Source organism: Streptomyces sp. DSM 42067, from assembly GCF_055792885.1.
Genome location: NZ_CM147706.1, coordinates 2,619,478 through 2,640,434, shown reverse-complemented (window position 1 = coordinate 2,640,434; position 20,957 = coordinate 2,619,478). Strand labels below are relative to the sequence as shown.

The following is a 20,957-nucleotide window of genomic DNA, read 5'->3' as shown; positions in this document are numbered from 1 at the left end:
TAGAGGACCGGCATTCCTAGAAGACCGGCGCCCCGTCCCGCGTCAGCTTCCAGTCCGCCGACGCGAACTCCGCCGGGTCGATGGATCCCTTCTCCTTCACCCACGCGATCATTGTGTTGCGGATCTCGTCGGAATTCGACCACAGCAGCTTGGCGGCGGCGACAAATGGGAAATTGCCGCCGCCATTGGCCCGGTAGTTGTTGACGGCCAGCACGAACTGCGCGTCGTCAGCCAGCGCCGCACCCTCGAACTGCACATTCGTCACCCGCGAACCGGCCGCCTTCGCGATGTCGATCTCATAGGTGAGACCGCTGACCACGTCGTAGTTGTAGTCCGGCGTACCGTTCGCGTTCGTCAGCTTCGCCGGGTCGACGTCGGCACCCGCGGCCGTCTGGACGAAATAGTTCGCCGAGAACTCCAGATACGCCTTGATCTGCGCACCCGTCATCAGCCGCGCCTCCAGCGTGTTCTCGAAGACATACAGACCCGCCACATCGCGGATCGTCACCTCACCCGCCGGAATCACCGCGCTCCGCGAGAAACACGCCGCCTGAGACAGCACCGGCAGCGACGCGTACTCGGTGCCCGCCAGCGCGTCCTTCACCGTCGCGGCCTGAATGTGGTTGATCAGATCGATGATCGGCACATCCTTGTACGGAGCCTCCGCCGACGTCATCTCCGCTGCGTTCGTCCCGATCACCTGATTGACGTAGGCCACGACCTTCTCGTGCTCGTCCTGCAGGATCTTCGTGATCTCCGGGTCCTCTTCCACCGTGTTGGAGTTCAGGACCTGCGCGGCCACGGTCTCCACCGTCCAGCGGCCCTTCTCCCACACCAGCCCGAAGTCGAACAGCGTCAGCCTCTGCCCCCACTTCAGCGGCTCCGACAACACCACCTGCTTGCCGGTCTCCTTGTTCGTCACGAAATACTCGGGGATCTCCGTGTGCGCATGCCCGACCAGAATCGCGTCGATCCCCGGCACCTGCTCCGCCACAAGACCGGCCGCATTCTCGATGTACGGCAGCTGGTCCCCGTACGACGACGTGCCCGACGAACCCGAATGCGCCGACACGATGACGACGTCCGCACCCATCGACCGCAGCTTCGGCACCCACTTGGCGGCCTGCTCCTCCAGACCGGGGAACGTCATCTGGCCCTGCACATTCGCCTTGTCCCAGATCGCGATTCCCGGGTTGGTGAGACCCAGGATCGCCACCCGCACATCATGGCCGTACGGAGTGCGCAGCCTCTTGATGACATACGGCGGGAAGGCGGGCTTCAGCGTCTTCGCGTCCAGCGCGTTGGCGCCGAGGAGCGGGAAACGGCACTGCTGCTCGAACTTCCGCAGCACCGGTATGCCGTAATTGAACTCGTGGTTGCCGAGCGCCGCCGCGTCATAGCCGATCGCATTCATGGCCTGGGCCATGGGATGCACCGGACCGTTCTCCGCCGTGATCGGATCGACCTTGGCGTAGTAGTACGACAGCTGCGTGCCCTGGATCGTGTCACCCGCGTCGATCAGCAGCGTGTTGCGCCGGCCCTTCTCCCTGCGGACCTGGTCCACCAGCGTGGAGATCTTCGCCAGACCCACGTCGTTGTGGGCCTTGTCGTCGAATTCCTTGTCCGTGAAGTAGTCCCAGTTGAAGACGTTGCCGTGCAGATCGGTCGTGCCCATGACCGTGAACGCGTACCGCTTCGGCGCCCCTCCGGCCGCCGACTCGGCCGTGGTGGCGGAGGCGGGAACGGCGGCCGCACCTGCGAGTGCGACACCCGCACCCGTGGCGGCGGACCGGCCCAGGAACGACCTTCTGTCGAACGGCATTTCGTCTCCTTGCTTGACTCAGCGGGCTTGCCCGACTCGGCGGGCCCGATCTACGCGCGATGACACAACGCGCGTAGAATTCTGTCCCACCGGCCCCAGTCGGCAACACCCCTTTCGCGTTTCGATCTGATGACCGCCAACTCCCGGACGCCGGTGCCACAGTGGGCCCATGACCGCTGAAACCCCACAGCCGCCCGCCCCCCACCCGCCCTACGGCACCCCCGACGCCCCCCGCATCGCGGTCCGCGGCGAAGCACACCTCGAAGCCGACCCCGAGATCGCCCGCATCGGCATCACGGTCAGCGCCCGCGGCACCAGCCGCCGAGAAGCCCTCGACGACCTCACCCGCCGCAACGCCACCGTCCTCGACCTCGTCAAGACGTACGGAGAAGCCGTCGAGAAACTCGAAACCGGCGCCTTCTCCATCGCCCCCGAACTCACCAAATACGGCCGCGGCGAACGCGTCCGCGCCTACCATGGCCGCGTCCACATCACCGCAGAACTCACCGACTTCACGGCACTGGGCGAACTCGCCACCCGCCTCGCCGACCTCGACCTCACCCGCGTCGACGGCCCCTGGTGGGACCTCCGCCCCGACTCACCCGCCCACCGTGAGGCCCGCCAGCAGGCCGTACGCGACGCCGTCCAGCGCGCCCGCGAATACGCCGCCGCCCTCGGCACGACCCTCGCCGCCCTCGTCGAACTCGCTGACATCGGCGCCGAGAGCCCCGCCCCCTACGGCGCCATGGGAGCCACTGCCGCACCGCGCATGCGCACAGCGGCCTACGCCGCCGAAGCCGCCGACGAAGCCGCACCCCTCGACCTGGAACCCCAACGGCAGCACATCCACGCCCAGGTCAACGCCCGCTTCACCATGACGCCACCCCGTCTGGAGCCCTAGGCCCTGTCGTCAAACTCCCTCCCCCAGCTACCGCTGGGAGGTGCCCCCAGCCCCGCACGTACCCGGGCGGACCCGCGAATGGACGTGTCCGGATCGGCGGCACCGACCTCCCGAAGCCCACGCGGAAACGACATGGAAGAACCACAGGAATACCCATACGGGGGCACATCGAATGCTCATCGGAGCGGCCCTGCGCACAATTCAACCTTTGTCAAGAGACCTTCACGTAAAGGTTGTTGAGTAGTCATGCGCGACCAATTCTCTACCCGCCGGTAAGGCATACGCTCAAACCATGCGCCGAGCAAAGATCGTCTGTACTCTGGGCCCCGCAACCGACTCGTACGACCAGATCAAAGCGCTGGTCGAAGCCGGAATGGACGTCGCCCGCTTCAACCTCAGCCACGGCACGCACGCCGAACACGAGGAGCGCTACCAGCGCGTACGAAAGGCCGCCGACGAGACCGGTCGCAGTGTCGGAATCCTCGCCGACCTTCAAGGCCCGAAGATCCGACTCGGCCGCTTCAGCGAAGGCCCCGTACTCCTTGAACGCGGGGACGAATTCACCATCACCGTCGAAGAAGGCGCCGAAGGTGACCGCCAGACCTGCGGCACCACCTACGGCGGCCTCGCCGCCGACGTCACCCCCGGCGAACGCATCCTCGTCGACGACGGCAAGGTCTGCCTCGAAGTCACCGCCGTCGACGGCCCCCGCGTCCACACCACCGTCGTCGAAGGCGGCATGGTCTCCGACCACAAAGGCCTCAACCTTCCCGGCGTCGCCGTCTCCGTCCCCGCACTCTCCGAAAAAGACGAAGACGACCTCCGCTGGGCCCTCAACACCGGATTCGACGTCATCGCCCTCTCCTTCGTCCGCAGCGGCGACGACATCCGCGACGTCCACCGGATCATGCGAGAAGAAGGCCGCCGCCTCCCGGTCATCGCCAAGGTCGAAAAGCCCCAGGCAGTCGAGAACATCGACGACATCGTCGCCGCCTTCGACGGAATCATGGTCGCCCGCGGCGACCTCGGCGTAGAAATGCCCCTCGAACAGGTGCCCATCGTCCAGAAGCGCGCCATCAAACTCGCCAAGCGCAACGCCAAACCGGTCATCGTCGCCACCCAAATGCTCGACTCGATGATCGACAATTCTCGGCCAACGCGCGCCGAGGCCTCCGACGTCGCCAACGCCGTCATCGACGGCACCGACGCCGTAATGCTCTCCGGCGAGACCAGCGTCGGCAAATACCCCATCGAAACCGTCAAGACCATGTCGCGGATCGTCGAGGCAGCCGAGGAGGACATCCTCGCCAAGGGCCTCCCGCCCCTGACCGACCGCAACAAGCCCCGCACCCAGGGCGGCGCCGTCGCCCGCGCGGCCGCCGAAATGGGCGACTTCCTCGGCGCCAAGTTCCTCGTCGCCTTCACCCAGTCCGGCGACACCGTCCGCCGCCTCTCCCGCTACCGCTCCCCGATCCCCCTCCTCGCCTTCACACCCGACCCGGCCACCCGCTCCCAGCTCAACCTGACGTGGGGCGTCGAAACCTTCCTCGGCCCCCACGTCGACTCCACCGACGCCATGGTCGACCAGGTCGACGAGCAGCTCCTCAAGATCGGCCGCTGCGAGAAGGGCGACATGGTGGTCATCACGGCCGGCTCGCCGCCCGGGGTTCCGGGATCGACGAACCTGGTCCGCGTCCACCACATCGGCGAGGACGACTCCCCGAAGTAGGGGAGCGGGACGGTTGTCTGTCGTCTTACGGGCCGAAGTACTGGGGTCAGTACTTCGGCCCTACGTGTGCGTCCATGAGGGCTACGGAGGCGCGGCGGGCGACGGAGATGTTGAAGGGGTCGCTGCCGCGGGCCAGGGTGGTCCACTCGACGCCGACCTTGTCGAGCGTATTGGTGAACAGCTTCCGGATGTCGTCGGACTTGTTGGCGAAGAAGTACCGGCCGTACTCGTAGCGCTTGCGCTCGCCGCCCACCAGGCGGGTGGTCCAGTTGGTGATCCTGCACCCGTCGGAGTGGACGAGCCCTCGTATGAACTCCCACGGGTAGGCGTCGACGATCTTTTGCTGCCAGGGCTCGAGGACGATGTTGCGCTCGTGCTTCTTCCCGGGGGCGTGCTGCGGGAACAGGCAGTGCAGGTGCTTCGAGTAGACCTTCACGTTGCGGCACCCCTTCCTGCGTACGCGGCAGACGGAGTTGTCGGGGAAGACCGCGCGCATGGCCTGCTCACATTCGTCCATAAGGCCCGGCCATGACTCAGTGCAGGTAATCATGAGGTTGGGCACTCGGTGCTCGGAGTAATGACTGATATGCCCGTCGCCGAGATAGAGCCCGAGCAGGTAGGCGTACGCCGCACCGTCCAGCTCGCGGTCGTCGCACCGGGGACAGTTTGGATCATGCTTCCCTGGGCACTCTCCGCGCTTGGCGCGGTCCATGTGCTTCCAGTAGCTGATGGTCCCTACGGGTACGTCGAGCTTTCGAGCGACATCTGCGTTCTTCGCGCCGCCGCGCAGCAGCGCGACGGCGGTCTGTCGGACCTGAGTCCCGTGAAAGATCATGTGGCTACTCTGTGCCACGCCGAGTGGCCGTACGTATCAAAAAGCGGATGTTCACAAGAACGTGAACATCCGCTTGTCAAGCGTGCCGGGTGCGGGAGTCGAACCCGCACGTCCTTTCGGACAGATGTGTTTGAGACATCAGCGTCTGCCATTCCGCCAACCCGGCTGGACGACCCGAGAGGGAGTGTACCGGGTCACCGCAGCTCGCCGCCGCTAGGTAGTCTGCATAGTCAGCAGTACCATGCCAGACCTGCGCAGCGAGGAGCCCACGTGACCGCCCCCGAGTCGCCCCAGCCCGTAGCCGATGACGATGACAAGTCGCATGTGCCTCCGCTGACGACGCGTGTCGTCATCGCCGAGGACGAGGCGCTCATCCGTCTGGATCTCAAGGAGATGCTCGAGGAAGAGGGCTACACCGTCGTCGGTGAGGCGGGGGACGGTGAGCAGGCCGTCGAGTTGGCGCGGGAGCACAAGCCGGATCTGGTGATCCTGGATGTGAAGATGCCGAAGCTGGATGGCATCTCGGCTGCGGAGAAGATCGGTGAGGAGTCGATTGCTCCGGTGCTGATGCTGACGGCGTTCTCGCAGCGTGATCTGGTGGAGCGGGCGCGGGACGCGGGTGCGATGGCGTATCTCGTGAAGCCGTTCAGCAAGAGCGATGTGGTGCCGGCGATCGAGATGGCCGTTTCTCGGTTCCAGCAGCTGAAGACGTTGGAGAACGAGGTCGCGGACCTCACGCAGCGCCTGGAGACGCGGAAGCTGGTGGACCGGGCGAAGTCGATTCTGCAGACGGAGTACGGGCTGACGGAGCCGGCCGCCTTCCGTTGGATTCAGAAGACGTCGATGGACCGGCGTATGTCGATGCAGCAGGTCGCCGAGGCGGTTATTCAGGATTCCGAGGAGAAGAAGGCCGCGAAGGGGCAGTAGGTCCGTTTCGAGCCTTTGTGTATGGGTGTGGCGAGGCCCGCCTCCCTTTGAGGAGGCGGGCCTCGTTCGTATGGGCGGGGGACAGCTGTGGGGCGTCAGTCCTCGCCGAGGTACGCCTTGCGTACGGATTCGTCGTGGAGGAGGTCGCGTCCGGAGCCGGAGAGGACGAGATTGCCGATCTCCATGACGTGGCCGTGGTCGGCGAGCGAGAGTGCGGCCTGGGCGTTCTGCTCGACGAGCAGAATCGTCGTGCCCTGGGACTTCAGCTCGGCGATGGTCGCCATGATCTTCTGCATCATGATCGGCGACAGGCCCATGGACGGCTCGTCGAGCATGAGCAGCTTCGGCTGGGACATGAGCGCGCGGCCCATGGCGAGCATCTGCTGTTCGCCGCCGGAGAGGGTGCCCGCGGCCTGCTTCCTGCGTTCCCCGAGGATGGGGAAGAGGTCGTAGGCGCGCTGTATGTCCTTTTCGATGCCTGCCTTGTCGCTGCGGAGGAAGGCGCCGAGGCGGAGGTTGTCCTCGATCGTCATGCGGGGGAAGATGTGCCGCCCTTCGGGGGAGTGGGCGAGTCCCAGGGAGACGATCTGGTGGGCGGGGATCTTCTTCAACGATTTGCCGTCGAACTTGATCTGGCCGCCGACGGGCTTCAGCAGGCCCGACAGGGTGCGGAGCGTCGTGGTCTTGCCGGCGCCGTTGGTGCCGATGAGGGTGACGACTTCGCCGGCGTCGACCTTGAAGGAGATGCCCTTGACGGCTTCGATCTTGCCGTAGGCGACCCGGAGGTCTTCGACTTCGAGCAGTGCGGTCATCGGTCGTTCTCCTTGCCGGGCGCGGCGTCGTTCGTGGTCTCGGCGTGTGCCTCGGCGGCTTCGACCTCCGCGACCTCGTCGGTGCCGGGGGCGCCTTCGAAGGGTTCGCCGAGGTAGGCGGCGATGACGCGCTCGTCGCCCTGGACGGTTGCGCTGTCGCCCTCGATGAGCTTTTCGCCTTGGACGAGGACGGCGACGCGGTCGCAGAGGTTGAAGATGAACCGCATGTCGTGCTCGATGACGAGTACGGCGATGCCCTTGTCGCGGATGGCGAAGACGAGTTCCTCGGTGGCGCGGGTCTCCTGGGGGTTCATGCCGGCGGTGGGCTCGTCGAGGAGCAGCAGGCCCGGCTCGCTGGCCAGTGCGCGTGCGATCTCCAGCTTGCGCTGTTCGCCGTAGGGGAGGTTGCGGGCGAGGTGGTCTGCCTTCTTCTCCAGGCCGACGAACTCGAGGAGTTCCATGGCGCGTTCACGGGAGGCGGCTTCTGCCTTGTGGAAGCCGGGGCCGCGCAGGAGTGCGGACCACAGGCCTTCCTTCGTGCGGGTGTGGCGGCCGACGAGTACGTTTTCCAGGACTGTCATGTTGGCGAACAGGCGGATGTTCTGGAAGGTGCGGGCGATGCCGGCCGCGGTGACCTTGAAGGACTTGGGTGGCAGGACGTTGCCCTTGTAGCGGACTTCGCCCTCGGTGGGGATGTACAGGCCGGTGAGGCAGTTGAAGAAGGTGGTCTTGCCGGCGCCGTTGGGGCCGATGAGGCCGACGATTTCGCCGGCGTTCACGGTGAAGTCGACGTTGCGTACGGCGGTGAGGCCGCCGAAGCGCATGGTCACGCCGCGGGCGTCGAGGACGGTCTCACCGGTGGGGGCGACCTTGGTGGTGTTGGTGGTCATTGTGGTCAGGCCCCTGTCTTCGTCAGGACGGTGGGCGCTTCCGCATCCTCGTGGAACTCGAGCTGGCGACGCCGGTTGGGGATCATGCCCTCCGGGCGGAAGCGCATCAGCAGGATGAGTGCGAGACCGAAGGCGAAGAGCTGGTAGTCGCCGAGGAACTGGAGCTTGTTGGGGATGAGGAAGAGCAGGGCCGCGCCGATGAGCGGGCCGCTGATGGTGCCCATGCCGCCGAGGACGACCGCGGCGAGCAGGAAGGCGGAGTTGGGGGGGATGGTGCCGGCGAAGAGGTACTGCTCCGGGGTCACCGTGTAGGTGACGTGTGCCTGGACCGTGCCGGCGAGACCGGCGAGGGAGGCGCCGACGGCGAACGCGATGAGCTTGACCCGGAAGCCGTTGATGCCCATGGCGAGTGCGGCGGTCTCGTCCTCGCGGATGGCGACCCAGGCGCGGCCGATGCGGGAGTCACCGCTGCGTCGGAAGACCAGCACGACGACGGCGGTGATGAGCAGCATCAGGAAGAAGTAGTTGGCGAAGCGGCCGATGGTGAAGCCACCGAAGGCGTGCTCGGCACCGAAGTCGAAGCCGAGGATGTTGAGGTTCGGGATCGATGCGATGCCGTTGGAGCCGTTGGTGAGGTCCGGTCCGGAGGTGCCGTCCAGGTTGTTGACGGTGATCCGGAAGATCTCACCGAAGCCGAGGGTGACGATGGCCAGGTAGTCGCCGCGCAGTCGCAGGGTCGGGGCGCCGATGAGGACGCCGAAGATGAGCGAGGCGAGGGCGCCGACGAGGACTGCGGCCCAGAAGGGGAACTTGACGTCGAACGGCGAGCTGGGGGAGCCGGAGACCAGGCCCGCGGCGTAGGCGCCGACGCCGAGGAAGGCGACGTAGCCGAGGTCGAGGAGGCCGGCGAGGCCGACGACGATGTTCAGGCCGAGGGCGACGGTGGCGAAGATCAGGATGTAGACGCCGATGGTCGCGTACTGGTCGTCGGTCTGGGTGAAGGGGAAGAGCGCCGCCGCGACGAAGGCGCCGCAGATGGTGATGTTCTGGTGCCGGGCGGTGATCTGGGAGGCCTGGGCGATGAGGCCGGCCTTGTTGAGGGCGGCGAAGCCGAGGCCGGCCATGATCAGGAAGCCGACGAAGAGCTCGTCGTACTCGGTGCCGATGCCGTATGTGAAGACGGTGAGGCCGAGGGCGAGTACGGCGACGATGATCAGGATTTCGGCGTAGGAGGGGAGTGCACCGACGCGGCGGGGGGTGCCGGAGGCGAAGAGCGCCTTGAACGTCTCCCACTTGTGGCCGGCTTGGTGTTTGAAGAGTTCCCAGCCGGTGTCGTCGGGGTCGATCGGGTCGGGCTCGGGCCGCTCGAAGGGCAGGGCGAGGGCGCCGAGGAGGGCGGCGAGGCTCGCGATGGCGACGATGAAGCCGCCGGGCTCGAGGTTGACGACGCCGCCGAGGGTGGCGCTGATCGCGATGACCGTGTACCAGGCGGTGGCGAAGGTGGCGAGGGTGGCGAGCCTGATGGCCGCGTCGGCGCCGGCGGGCACGAGCCAGCCGAGGCCCTTCACGCCGTAGGACGCGAGGCAGAGCAGGGTGGCCAGGGCGCCGCCGATGAGGACGAGGACCTGTAGGCCGCCCGGGTATCCGTAGACGGTGAGGTCGCCGGGGAAGGCTGCGGTCCAGGTCCAGGCGAGGAACGTGGAGATGATCGTCAGGACGCTGCCGCCGAGGGCGAGCGCGCGGCCGGTTTTCGGCGGGATGCCGATCAGGCCGGTGGGGGCGCCGGTGGTGGGGGTGGGGGTTTCGGGTGTGGTGGTCTGTGTGGTCATCGGTGTCACGCCCTGTCCGCGACGCGCTCGCCGAGCAGGCCCTGCGGCCTGAACAGCAGTACGAGGATGAGGAGTACGAAGGCCCAGACGTCGGCCCAGGCGTTGCTGCCGAACTGGTCCATGCCGGGGATGTCCGCGATGTAGGCGGTGGCCAGGGTCTCGGCGACGCCGAGCACGACGCCGCCGAGCATTGCGCCGTAGATGTTGCCGATGCCGCCGAGGACGGCCGCGGTGAACGCCTTCAGACCGAGGAGGAAGCCCATGCGGAAGTCGATCTGGCCGTACTTCAGGCCGTAGGCGACACCGCCGACGGCGGCGAAGGTGGCGCCGAGGGCGAACGCGATCACGATGATGCGGTCGGTGTTGACGCCCATGAGCTTCGCGGTGTCGGGGTCCTGGGCGGTGGCCTGCATACCGCGTCCGGTGCGGGTCTTCATGACGAAGTAGGCGAGGAAGGCCATGCTGATGGGGGCAGCGATGAGCAGGAACACATCACCGGTCTGGATGGTGACGCTGCCGATCTCGAAGGGACCGCCGTCGATCTGCGGGAAGACGAGGGCGGACTTGGCACCGGGGTACCAGGCCCACACCGCCTGCTGCAGGGCGAGCGAGAGGCCGATAGCGGTGATGAGGGGGGCGAGACGTGGGGCGTTGCGGAGGGGGCGGTAGGCGAATCGTTCCGCTCCCACGGCGATGGTGGTGGCGACCAGGGCGGCGCCGATGAGCATCAGCGGCAGGGCGATCCACATGGACGTGCCGTCGGGCAGCACGTACACATAGATCGTCAGAGCGCCGAACGCTCCGGTCATGAAGATCTCGCCGTGGGCGAAGTTGATGAGCTGGACGATGCCATAGACCATCGTGTAGCCGATGGCGACCAGCCCGTACATGGATCCCAGTAGCAGGCCGTTGACCAGCTGCTGCGGCAGTTCGTTCACCGCATGTCCTCCGAGACGGTTCGGATTTTTCGACGGATGTGCCGGACGTGAGTCCGCGCGGGGCGCCAGTGGACAGCGCCCCGCGCGGCTCAGCGAAGGTGCAGGGTGGGTCAGCCGGTGTAGGTACCGGTCTTGACCGGCTTCCAGGCACCGTCCTCGACGCTGTAGACGGTGAGCTGCTTGTTGGTGGCGTCACCGTACTCGTCGAAGGAGACCTTGCCGGTCACACCGTCGAAGGAGACGTTCTGCATGGCCTCCGTGACCTTGGCGCGGGCGTCGTCCGGCAGCTTGCCGTCGTTGTCCTCGACGACCTTCTTGACGGCCTCGATGATGGCCCAGGCGGAGTCGTAGGAGTAGCCGCCGTAGGCGGAGTACTCGTCCTTGTAGCCGGCGGCCTTGTAGTCGGCCACGAAGTCCTTGGCGGAGTCCAGGTCCTCGACCGGGGCGCCGACCGAGGTGGACAGGTCACCGGCGGCGGTGGAGCCGGCGAGCGGGATGTAGTCCGCGGAGTTGATGCCGTCACCGCCGACCAGCGGGATCTTGGCACCGGCGGCCTTGATCTGCTTGCTCAGCGGGCCGGCCTGCGGGTACTCGCCGCCGTAGTAGACGACGTCGGCGCCGGACTGCTTCACCTTGGTGGCGACCGCGGAGAAGTCCTTGGTGTCGGGGTTGATGTGCTCGGTGCCCACGACCTTGCCGCCGAGCTTCTTGAACTCCTCGGTGAAGGTGGCGGCGAGGCCGGCGCCGTAGGTCTTCTTGTCGTCGATGACGAAGACCTTCTTCTTCTTGGCGTCGTTGTAGACGTACTGGGCGGCGAACGGGCCCTGGATCGCGTCCGTGGTCGCGGTGCGGAAGTACGACTTGTACGGGCGGGCCTTGCTGGTCTGCCAGTCGGTGCCCTGGGTGAGCGCCGGGTTGGTGTTGGCCGGGGAGACCTCGACCAGCTTGGCGTCGTCGAAGACCTTCTGCATGGACTCGGCGACGGAGGAGTTCAGCGGGCCGACGACGCCGAGGATGTCCTTGTCGGCGACGAACTTGGAGGCGTTCTGCTGGCCGGCGGAGGGCTGGGCCTGGTCGTCGAGGGCTTCGATCTTGAAGGTGATGCCGTCGACGTACTTTTCCTTGTTGGCGGTCTTGGCGGCGAGGTCCGCCGAGTTCTTGATGCCGAGGCCCATGGCGGAGAGGTCACCGGTCAGCGGGGCGTCGACACCGATGACGACGGTGGTGCCGCTGTCGCCGGAGCCTTCGCCGCTGTTTTCGTCGCGCGAGCCACAGGCGGTGAGGGTGAGCGCACCCGCCGCCAGGGCGGCGGTCATGGCGATGAGCGAACGTTGACGCACGATCAGTCCTTTCGTGGCACGACGGTCCCTCTGTGGAACGCGCCGAGTCGAGCGCTGGACCGAAGCAGAGTTCGAATCCTGTGGCGCGGTGACTGGGCGTGACTCTAAGCGGGTGTGTGGGAAGGGAGGAGAGCCTGCCCGAGGCTGTGATGCTCTTGTTATGCCTCGGCGTATTGCAGAGCGGTACTCGATGGACGGATGGGTTGCGTTTCAGCCGGTTCGTCCAGTCCACATGGTGAGAACATGCAGGATTCCGCCCCCGCGACTATCAGGACTGTAAAGCGTTTTTGGTCATGACTTTTTCCCCTTAACGCAGGTGGCTTCCAGGGCACTTGAGAGGTCTTCGGCATAGTGCTCGCCGAGGATGAAACTGTGCTCCACTATTGCGCGCGTGTTACGTAACGTTACGGAGATGAACGGGAGCCTTGCCTTCCGCGGCGCCTTTCCGCATTCCCTCACATGAATGGTGAGGACGAGCCGACGGGAATGGCCGGCCTGTGTCCGGAAGGGAGGACGCGGGACGACGGTGAGCGAGAGCGCGGACGACGGCTGGGTGATCGACTGCACCGTGACGGGAGGGCCGGAGGACACGCTCAGCATCACGGCGAACGTGAACGCTCCCCGGGGTGCGCCGGGCGGCGGACTCGTCTTTCCGTCGTAGGTGATGTCGACGACCAGGGAGGGATACGGGGGTGCCGGCCCCGGCGGGGGCTCCGGCCGGGTGAGGTGCAGGTAGCCCAGGACGGCTGCGAGTACGGCGGCGGCAGCCGTTGCGAGGAAGCGTCGGCGGTGTCGCGCATACGCCCTGCGCAGGGGCCCGGCTGCGAACTCGGGTTGTGAGCCCGGGCCCGAAGAGTCTCCGGGGTCCGGAGGGCCTAAGGCATGGGTTTCCTCGCCCGGCTCGACGGGACCGATGCCGCTCACTGCCAGGGTCCGCCGGCCGGGGTGCCGTTGCGATAGCGCTCGGCACACAGCTCGCGGGACCTGCTGTCGATCAGCTCCTCCGCCGCCGTACGGCTGTTACGTTTCTTCGCGGCGCGGGCGGCGTCCACGACATCCATGAGGATCGCGTACTGCCCATTGGACAGACCCATCGACTGGTAGTCCCCATAGCCTTCACCGTCCAGCGCCTCCCGCGACCAGTGGGCCACGAGCCGGGTGCAGATGTCCTCGGGCGGTGTCGACCGCGGGGACGGGGAACCCGGGCTCGCCCCCGGGCGCGCCTTCGTCGTCGAGTTCGCGCACCCCGTGACCACGACGACGGACACGAGCAGCAGCCCGAGCACACGTCTGAACCCCGCCGTGGACTCGGGCACTGCTCCAGTTCTCATGCCATGACGCTAGGGCGCCGGGCGTATCGGGATCAATGGCTCCCCAGGGCCGGACTGCGCGTCCCGCGGGCCGACCCGGCGTCGACGGACTCGGCCCCGGCCCTGTCGTCGCCCGCCGCTTGTTGCCAGGCGCCAGAGGTCATGTGTCCGGCACCGGCCACATCCGGCGTGGTGCCGGGCCCCAGCTGTGCGCGCCCAGGGTTGCGTCGAGCGCACAGGCGCGGCGAGCGCGTCCTGCGGGCCGATCCGGCGTCGGCGGACTCCGCCGCGGGCCTGTCCTCGCTGGGCGCCAGAGGTCATGTGGCCCGGCACCGGGCCACATCCGGCGTGGTGCCGGGCCCAGCTGTGCGCGGCGCTCGGCGTTGCGTCGAGCGCACAAGCGCGGGGAGCGCGCCGACCTGGGCGCTCCGCACTCCGAGGGAAGTCCTGGCCTCCCGGGCGTGGCGCCCGGGAGGGTGACTCGTGGCGGGTGCCCGCCCGGCCATTCGCGGCGCCCGGTCTCACCGGGTGCGTGCCCGGGCTCGCTGGGCCGTGCGCGGCGACCGTCGGGCCCGGTGCCCGGCCACCCGGCCGCTGCGCACGGCGCCCTGCTGCTCCGCCTCCGGTCAGGGCAGGGCGACGAACGGAGCGAGGAAGGCCCGCGCGCCGGGTGTGTCCAGCCGGTACGTGACGTTCGTCGCGTAGCACGGGGTGTCGCCCGTGATGGTCGTGGCGGCGAGGACGTTCTTGCCGCCGATGACCGCGAAGTTGGGGCCGCCCGAATCGCCGTAGCAGGCGCCGCCGTTGCCCTGGGGTGCGGTCATGGCGAGGCGCACCCAGGCGTCGTTGAGGGCGTTGAAGGTCACGGGGGCCTTCATTCGGACGCCGCCGCCCGGGTGGGTCTGGCCGCCGGGGCCGTTGACGGCCTCCTGGGTGCCGTATCCGGCGACGAACCAGTCGGTGGAGTTCAGCCCCTGCGGGCCGAGCGCGCCCAGCTGGTTCGCGGTCGGCAGGGTGGCCGGGGTGAACGACCAGCGGGACTTGACCTTCGCGGCGGGCAGTTCGATCACCGAGATGTCGTGCGTGTCCGAGGCGGGTCCGGGGTAGCCGGGGTGGCTGTGGGCCGTGCCCTGGACGGCGACGGCGTTCGCCTGTGCGGCCGGGTCGCCCGGGTACTTCTTCGCGGCGGCGTCAAGACCGGCCTGCACGTCCTGGTCGAGCGAGACGTAGAACTTCACGTTGTCCGGCCAGTCGGTGGTGCAGTGCGCGGCGGTCAGGAACGTGTCGCCGTCGATCATGGTGCCGGAACAGACCCAGTCGACCCGGTCCGGGGTCGCAGGGTCGCCGTCGTTGTCCCAGGTGGCGACGAGCGCGCCGACCTCGGTGCGCTCCGGCGCGGGCGTCGCGTTGTAGGAGTTGATCGCGGAGGACGGAAGCGCGGTGGCGAGCACCGCGGCACAGGCCGCCGCGGTGACGGCGGTGGCGCGTATGACGGTCAAGAAGAACCCCTTCGATGGGTGGTACGGGTGTTCTCCCCGCGGGAGTTGAGCGCCAGTGAAGCGCCTGGGGCGGGCTGCCACAAGGGCATGCCCGCCCCGGAACGGAGCCTTCGCTGTCAGCCTGCGGCGCGGATGCGCTCCTCGTCGCTGGGGCTGACGTCCCGCAGCAGGCACGTCAGCCGCGCCGTGCAGACGCGCTTGTCCTGCTCGTCCGTGATGACGATCTCGTACGTCGCCGTGGAGCGCCCCTGGTGCAGCGGCGTCGCGACGCCGGTCACCAGGCCGGACCGCGCCCCGCGGTGGTGCGTGCAGTTGAGATCGACGCCGACGGCGATCTTCGTGCTGCCGCCGTGCAGCATCGAGCCGACCGAGCCGAGGGTCTCGGCGAGCACGGCGGAGGCGCCGCCGTGCAGCAGGCCGTACGGCTGGGTGTTGCCCTCGACGGGCATCGTGCCGACCACGCGGTCCGCCGACGCCTCCTGGATCTCGATGCCCATACGGGTGCCGAGGTGCCCCGCGGAGAAGAGCGCGGGCAGGTCGACGCCGAGTGAGGCGTACTCGTCGATGACCTCTTGCGGGAACTTCACTGTGTGCTGTTCGCCCATGGGATGGCCCGGCTCCGTTCGTTGTCTCGCCGCCGTACGGCGGTGCATGGCATGTGCACCGTTTCTTATCAGGACGACTGAGCAAACGCTTAGGCCGGGGTCCTCTGTTCCCGACGGGAGCATCCCTTCCGTTCCAGCCGTACCGCGACCGGCGTGCTGTCCGGCGCCCCAGTCGTACGGGGGACCGGCTCGCTCGTCGGTGCCCCGGTCACCCGGACCGACCTGCTCATCGGCGCTCCAGGCGTACGACGACGGACTTGCTCACGGGTGTGTTGCTGGTGTCGGCGGTCGCGTCCAGCGGGACGAGGACGTTCGTCTCCGGGTAGTACGCCGCAGCGCACCCGCGTGCGGTGGGGTAGTGCACCACCCGGAAGCCGGTCGCCCGCCGCTCCACGCCGTCCTCCCACTCGCTGACCAGGTCCGCGTACACACCGTCGGCCAGGTCGAGCGCAGCCGCGTCGTCCGGGTTGACCAGGACGACCCGGCGGCCGTTCGTGATGCCGCGGTAGCGGTCGTCCAGGCCGTAGATCGTGGTGTTGTACTGGTCGTGCGAGCGCAGCGTCTGCAGCAGCAGACGGCCTTCGGGGAGCGTCGGGTACTCGACGGAGGCGGCGGTGAAGTTGGCCTTGCCCGTGGCCGTCGGGAAGCGGCGCTCGTCGCGCGGGGCGTGCGGCAGCGTGAACCCGCCGGGGCGTGCCACGCGCGCGTTGAAGTCCTCGAAGCCCGGGACGACGCGCCCGATGCGGTCGCGGATCGTCGCGTAGTCCTTCTCGAAGTCCTCCCACGGGGTGCGGCTGTCCTCGCCCAGCACCCGCCGGGCGAGACGGCACACGATCGCCGGCTCCGAGAGCAGCAGCGGGCTCGCCGGCTCCAGCCGGCCGCGCGAGGCGTGCACCATGCTCATGGAGTCCTCGACGGTCACGAACTGCTCGCCGCTGCCCTGGAGGTCCCGCTCGGTGCGGCCGAGCGTGGGCAGGATCAGGGCACGCGCTCCCGTGACGACGTGTGAGCGGTTGAGCTTCGTCGACACGTGCACCGTCAGCCGTGCGCGGCGCATCGCCGCCTCGGTCACGTCGGTGTCGGGCGAGGCCGACACGAAGTTGCCGCCCATCGCGAAGAAGACCTTCGCCTCGCCGTCCCGCAGCGCGCGGATGGCCCGTACGACGTCATAGCCGTGCTCGCGCGGGGGAGCGAAGCCGAATTCCTGCTCCAGCGCGTCCAGGAAGGCGGGCGCCGGACGCTCGAAGATGCCCATCGTGCGGTCGCCCTGCACGTTCGAGTGGCCGCGGACCGGGCACACACCCGCGCCGGGGCGGCCGATGTTGCCGCGCAGCAGCAGGAAGTTGACCACCTCGCGGATGGTGGGCACCGCGTGCTTGTGCTGGGTGAGCCCCATCGCCCAGCACACCACGGTGCGCTGGGAGGCCAGCACCATGCGCAGGGCCTCCTCGATCTTCTCGCGCGGCAGACCGGTCGCGGCGAGGGTCTCGTCCCAGTCCGCGGCGTGGGCGGCGGCCGCGAACTCCTCGTAGCCATGGGTGTGCTCGCGCACGAACTCCTCGTCGACCGCGCCCTCCGTCTCGAGGATCAGCTTGTTGAGGAGCCGGAACAGGGCCTGGTCGCCGCCGATGCGGATCTGCAGGAAGAGATCGGTGAGGGCGGTGCCCTTGGTGAGGCCCTTGGGGGTCTGCGGGTTCTTGAACCGCTCCAGGCCCGCCTCGGGCAGCGGGTTGACCGTGATGATCCGCGCGCCGTTGGCCTTGGCCTTCTCCAGGGCCGAGAGCATCCGGGGGTGGTTCGTGCCCGGGTTCTGCCCGGCGACGATGATCAGGTCCGACTGGTAGAGGTCCTCAAGCAGGACGCTGCCCTTGCCGATGCCGATCGTCTCGGTGAGCGCCGACCCCGACGACTCGTGGCACATGTTGGAGCAGTCGGGCAGGTTGTTCGTACCGAACTCGCGGGCGAACAGCTGATACAGGAACGCGGCCTCGTTGCTGGTGCGGCCGGAGGTGTAGAAGACGGCCTCGTCCGGCGACGCGAGGGCCTGAAGCTCCTCGGCGATGATGTCGAAGGCCCGCTCCCACGGCACCGCCTCGTAGTGATCGGCGCCCTCCGCCAGATACATGGGGTGCGTGAGGCGGCCCTGCTGGCCCAGCCAGTAGCCACTGCGGGTCGAGAGGTCCGCCACCGAGTGCGCGGCGAAGAAGTCGGGCGTGACGCGGCGCAGCGTCGCCTCCTCGGCGACCGCCTTCGCGCCGTTCTCACAGAACTCCGCCGTGTGCCGGTGCTCCGGCTCGGGCCAGGCGCAGCCGGGGCAGTCGAAGCCGTCCTTCTGGTTCACGCGCAGCAGCGTCAGCGCCGTGCGGCGCACACCCATCTGCTGCTGGGCCATGCGCAGCGAATGGCCGATGGCCGGGAGCCCTGCTGCTGCGTGCTGCGGCTCGGCGACGCTCGGCGCGTCCTGCACCGGATCGCCCTGGGGCGGCTTGGTGGCCATCGCTGCTCTCCTTCGGGACCCTTGTCGGTCACCTGTGATCGCATCTGTGAGGAACGTCTCCGCATCCTCGCACGTCGTGCTGACAACGAGGGCGGGTGGGCCGGGCCGGACCTGCAAGCATTGCTTGGCTCGGCCGTCAGAGCGTGGCTCGGTTGTCAGTGGGCCGTGGCAGGATCGGGGGCGTGGCAGAGACAGCATCGAAGAAGACCGAGAAGACGACCGCCGGGGACCGGCCGCGCCTGATGCTCATGGACGGGCACTCGCTGGCGTACCGCGCGTTCTTCGCGCTGCCCGCGGAGAACTTCACCACCGCGACGGGCCAGCCGACGAACGCGATCTACGGCTTCGCGTCGATGCTGGCGAACACGTTGCGCGACGAGGCGCCCACGCACTTCGCGGTGGCGTTCGACGTCTCCCGCAAGACCTGGCGAGCGGAGCAGTTCGCGGAGTACAAGGCGAACCGCTCCAAGACCCCGGACGAGTTCAAGGGCCAGGTCGAGTTGATCGGCGAGCTGCTCGACGCGATGCACGCCGACCGGTTCGCGGTGGACGGCTTCGAGGCGGACGACGTCATCGCCACACTTGCGACGCAGGCCGAGGCGCAGGGCTTCGAGGTGCTGATCGTCACGGGCGACCGTGATGCGTTCCAGCTGGTCAGCGAGCACACCACGGTGCTGTATCCGACGAAGGGCGTCTCCGAGCTCACGCGGTTCACGCCGGAGAAGGTCGAGGAGAAGTACGGCCTCACCCCCCAGCAGTACCCGGACTTCGCGGCGCTGCGCGGTGACCCGTCGGACAATCTTCCGGGCATTCCGGGCGTCGGTGAGAAGACCGCCACGAAGTGGATCAACCAGTTCGGTTCGTTCGCCGAGCTCGTGGAGCGCGTCGACGAGGTCAAGGGCAAGGCCGGGCAGAACCTCCGCGACCACCTCGAGGCGGTGAAGATGAACCGCGTCCTCACGGAGATGGTGCGGGACGTCGAGCTGCCCAAGACGGTCGACGACCTGGCCCGCGCTGCGTACGACCGCAAGGCCGTCGCCCTGTTCCTGGACACCCTGGAGATCCGCAACCCGTCCCTGCGGGAGCGGCTGTTCGCCGTCGACCCCGGCGCCGAGGTGGCCGAGGAAGCCCCCGTCAGCGAGGGCGTCGAACTGCACGGCGCCGTGCTCGGCGCGGGCGAGGTGGCGCCCTGGATCGCCGAGCACGGCAAGGCGGTCCTGGGCCTGGCCACCGTCGACTCCTGGAAGCTGGGCAGCGGTGCGGTCGCCGAGATCGCGCTGGCCGCCGCCGGAGGCGCGGCCGCCTGGTTCGACCCGACGCAGCTGGACGAGGCCGACGAGACCGCGTTCGCGCAGTGGCTGGCCGACCCGGCCAAGCCCAAGGTGCTGCACAACGCCAAGGGCGCGATGCGGGTCTTCGCCGAGCACGGCTGGAGCGTCGAGGGCGTGACCATGGACACCGCCCTCGCCGCGTATCTGGTCAAGCCCGGCCGCCGCTCCTTCGCTCTGGACGCGCTGTCCCTGGAATACCTGGGCCGTGAGCTGGCACCGGCCGCCGCGGCCGACGGGCAGCTCGCGTTCGGCACCGACGAGCAGGCCGAGGCCGAGGCGCTCATGGTGCAGGCCCGCACCATCCTGGACCTGGGCACCGCCTTCGGCGACCGGCTGCGGGACGTGGGCGCCGCCGAGCTGCTGCGCGACATGGAACTGCCCACGTCGGAGCTCCTTGCCCGCATGGAGCGGCACGGCATCGCCGCCGACCGCGCGCACCTCGAGGCCATGGAGCAGATGTTCGCGGGCGCCGTGCAGCAGGCCATAAAGGAGGCGCACGCCTCCGTCGGCCACGAGTTCAACCTCGGCTCGCCCAAGCAGCTCCAGGAAGTCCTCTTCGGCGAACTCGCCCTGCCCAAGACGAAGAAGACGAAGACGGGCTATACGACGGACGCGGACGCCCTCGCTTGGCTGGCGGCGCAGACCGACCACGAACTGCCCGTGATCATGCTGCGCCACCGTGAGCAGGCAAAGCTGCGCGTCACCGTCGAGGGCCTGATCAAGACGATCGCCGAGGACGGTCGTATCCACACCACCTTCAACCAGACGGTGGCGGCGACGGGCCGGCTGTCCTCCACCGATCCGAACCTGCAGAACATCCCGGTCCGCACGGACGAGGGCCGTGCCATCCGCCGCGGCTTCGTCGTCGGCGAGGGCTTCGAGTCCCTGATGACCGCCGACTACAGCCAGATCGAACTGCGGGTGATGGCGCACCTGTCCGAGGACGAGGGCCTCATCGAGGCGTTCACCTCCGGCGAGGACCTGCACACCACCGTCGCCTCGCAGGTGTTCTCCGTCGAGCGGTCCGCGGTCGACGCCGAGATGCGTCGCAAGATCAAGGCCATGTCGTACGGCCTCGCGTACGGGCTGTCGGCCTTCGGCCTGTCGCAGCAGCTGAACATCGAGGCGGCCGAGGCGCGTGGGCTGATGGAGACGTACTTCGAGCGGTTCGGCGGCGTGCGGGACTATCTGCGCCGCGTCGTCGACGAGGCGCGCGCCACGGGGTACACGGAGACGCTGTTCGGCCGCCGTCGCTATCTGCCGGACCTCAACAGCGACAACCGGCAGCGCCGCGAGATGGCCGAGCGGATGGCCCTCAACGCGCCGATCCAGGGGACCGCTGCCGACATCGTCAAGCTCGCGATGCTGAAGGTGGACCGCGCGCTGACCGAGGCGCAGCTGAAGTCGCGGATGCTGCTTCAGGTCCATGACGAGATCGTGCTCGAGATCGCCCCTGGCGAGCGGGCGGCGGCCGAGGAGCTGGTCCGCCGGGAGATGGCGTCCGCGGTGCAGTTGCGGGCGCCGTTGGATGTGTCGGTGGGGGTGGGGGCGGACTGGGAGTCGGCAGCGCATTAGTCCTGCCGGACGGGCGGGAGGGGCGCTGTGGGCAGTCGTTCCTTCCCTCAGCGTTAGCTGGGGGAGGAGCCCGGCGACGCCGGGTACGCCGTCTTACCCCCGGGCGACCACGGCGCA

Annotated in this window: 16 protein-coding genes, 1 tRNA gene and 1 pseudogene; 5 read left to right on the top strand and 13 right to left on the bottom strand. The window is 68.2% G+C overall.

All coding sequences use genetic code 11. The features are described 5' to 3' along the window. Window positions 1–16: 16 nt before the first annotated feature. Window positions 17–1,822 (bottom strand): bifunctional metallophosphatase/5'-nucleotidase, encoded by a 1,806-nt coding sequence (locus ACSMXV_RS12385; protein WP_473177689.1) that lies wholly within the window; start codon window positions 1,820–1,822, stop codon window positions 17–19. Between the two features lie 169 nt (window positions 1,823–1,991). Between ACSMXV_RS12385 and ACSMXV_RS12380 the strand changes: the two genes are divergently transcribed. Beyond that, entirely contained in the window at window positions 1,992–2,723 is a 732-nt protein-coding gene (locus ACSMXV_RS12380) for an SIMPL domain-containing protein (protein WP_473177688.1), read from the top strand. 292 nt (window positions 2,724–3,015) lie between these two features. Beyond that, window positions 3,016–4,452 (top strand): pyruvate kinase, encoded by a 1,437-nt coding sequence (gene pyk / locus ACSMXV_RS12375; protein WP_181661940.1) that lies wholly within the window; start codon window positions 3,016–3,018, stop codon window positions 4,450–4,452. 46 nt (window positions 4,453–4,498) lie between these two features. Here the strand turns inward: pyk and ACSMXV_RS12370 are convergent, their stop codons facing one another. Together ACSMXV_RS12370 and ACSMXV_RS12365 are read right to left on the bottom strand one after the other, a co-directional pair. Next, the gene (locus ACSMXV_RS12370; RefSeq protein WP_473177687.1) at window positions 4,499–5,287 is read right to left on the bottom strand and encodes a helix-turn-helix domain-containing protein; all 789 of its coding nucleotides are present in this window, start codon (window positions 5,285–5,287) and stop codon (window positions 4,499–4,501) included. An 83-nt stretch (window positions 5,288–5,370) separates the two neighbouring features. Next, a tRNA-Leu gene (locus ACSMXV_RS12365) sits at window positions 5,371–5,453 on the bottom strand. Window positions 5,454–5,557: 104 nt separating this feature from the next. On the opposite strand from ACSMXV_RS12365, the gene ACSMXV_RS12360 reads away from it, so the two are divergent. Then, entirely contained in the window at window positions 5,558–6,214 is a 657-nt protein-coding gene (locus tag ACSMXV_RS12360) for an ANTAR domain-containing response regulator (protein WP_473177686.1), read from the top strand. 95 nt (window positions 6,215–6,309) lie between these two features. Here ACSMXV_RS12360 and ACSMXV_RS12355 read toward each other — a convergent pair whose 3' ends face one another. The 5 genes from ACSMXV_RS12355 to ACSMXV_RS12335 form a co-directional block, all read right to left on the bottom strand. Further along, window positions 6,310–7,026 carry an ABC transporter ATP-binding protein gene (locus tag ACSMXV_RS12355; RefSeq protein WP_473177685.1) on the bottom strand — a complete coding sequence of 239 codons (717 nt, stop codon included), beginning with the start codon at window positions 7,024–7,026 and terminating at the stop codon, window positions 6,310–6,312. After that, complete coding sequence (locus ACSMXV_RS12350; RefSeq protein WP_473177684.1) at window positions 7,023–7,916, bottom strand: ABC transporter ATP-binding protein; 894 nt, start codon at window positions 7,914–7,916, stop codon at window positions 7,023–7,025. Before ACSMXV_RS12350 ends, ACSMXV_RS12355 begins: the two co-directional genes overlap by 4 nt. Before the next feature lie 5 nt (window positions 7,917–7,921). Beyond that, window positions 7,922–9,745, bottom strand: coding sequence for a branched-chain amino acid ABC transporter permease (locus ACSMXV_RS12345; protein WP_473177683.1), 1,824 nt, complete (start codon window positions 9,743–9,745; stop codon window positions 7,922–7,924). A 5-nt stretch (window positions 9,746–9,750) separates the two neighbouring features. Further along, window positions 9,751–10,683: a branched-chain amino acid ABC transporter permease gene (locus ACSMXV_RS12340; protein ID WP_473177682.1), complete on the bottom strand. Its 933-nt coding sequence runs from the start codon at window positions 10,681–10,683 to the stop codon at window positions 9,751–9,753. A 110-nt stretch (window positions 10,684–10,793) separates the two neighbouring features. After that, a complete protein-coding gene (locus ACSMXV_RS12335) occupies window positions 10,794–12,023 on the bottom strand; it encodes a branched-chain amino acid ABC transporter substrate-binding protein (protein ID WP_473177681.1) in 1,230 nt (409 codons plus the stop codon). Between the two features lie 526 nt (window positions 12,024–12,549). Here ACSMXV_RS12335 and ACSMXV_RS12330 point away from each other — a divergent pair. After that, window positions 12,550–12,684 carry a hypothetical protein gene (locus tag ACSMXV_RS12330; protein WP_473179256.1) on the top strand — a complete coding sequence of 45 codons (135 nt, stop codon included), beginning with the start codon at window positions 12,550–12,552 and terminating at the stop codon, window positions 12,682–12,684. A gap of 98 nt (window positions 12,685–12,782) precedes the next feature. Here the strand turns inward: ACSMXV_RS12330 and ACSMXV_RS12325 are convergent. The 5 genes and pseudogenes from ACSMXV_RS12325 to ACSMXV_RS12305 all read right to left on the bottom strand — a co-directional run. Further along, window positions 12,783–12,947 (bottom strand): annotated as a pseudogene (locus ACSMXV_RS12325) (Tat pathway signal sequence domain protein); the annotation flags it as partial. Continuing rightward, the gene (locus ACSMXV_RS12320) at window positions 12,944–13,354 is read right to left on the bottom strand and encodes a hypothetical protein (RefSeq protein ID WP_473177680.1); all 411 of its coding nucleotides are present in this window, start codon (window positions 13,352–13,354) and stop codon (window positions 12,944–12,946) included. The pseudogene ACSMXV_RS12325 and the gene ACSMXV_RS12320, both read right to left, overlap by 4 nt. Before the next feature lie 605 nt (window positions 13,355–13,959). Then, window positions 13,960–14,832 carry a trypsin-like serine protease gene (locus tag ACSMXV_RS12315; RefSeq protein ID WP_473177679.1) on the bottom strand — a complete coding sequence of 291 codons (873 nt, stop codon included), beginning with the start codon at window positions 14,830–14,832 and terminating at the stop codon, window positions 13,960–13,962. A 116-nt stretch (window positions 14,833–14,948) separates the two neighbouring features. After that, on the bottom strand, window positions 14,949–15,437 hold the full coding sequence (locus ACSMXV_RS12310; protein ID WP_473177678.1) for a PaaI family thioesterase: 489 nt from the start codon (window positions 15,435–15,437) through the stop codon (window positions 14,949–14,951). A 226-nt stretch (window positions 15,438–15,663) separates the two neighbouring features. Continuing rightward, window positions 15,664–17,934 (bottom strand): FdhF/YdeP family oxidoreductase, encoded by a 2,271-nt coding sequence (locus tag ACSMXV_RS12305; protein WP_473177677.1) that lies wholly within the window; start codon window positions 17,932–17,934, stop codon window positions 15,664–15,666. Between the two features lie 182 nt (window positions 17,935–18,116). On the opposite strand from ACSMXV_RS12305, the gene polA reads away from it, so the two are divergent. Continuing rightward, on the top strand, window positions 18,117–20,840 hold the full coding sequence (polA, locus tag ACSMXV_RS12300) for a DNA polymerase I (RefSeq protein ID WP_473177676.1): 2,724 nt from the start codon (window positions 18,117–18,119) through the stop codon (window positions 20,838–20,840). The last annotated feature ends 117 nt before the right edge of the window (window positions 20,841–20,957 follow it).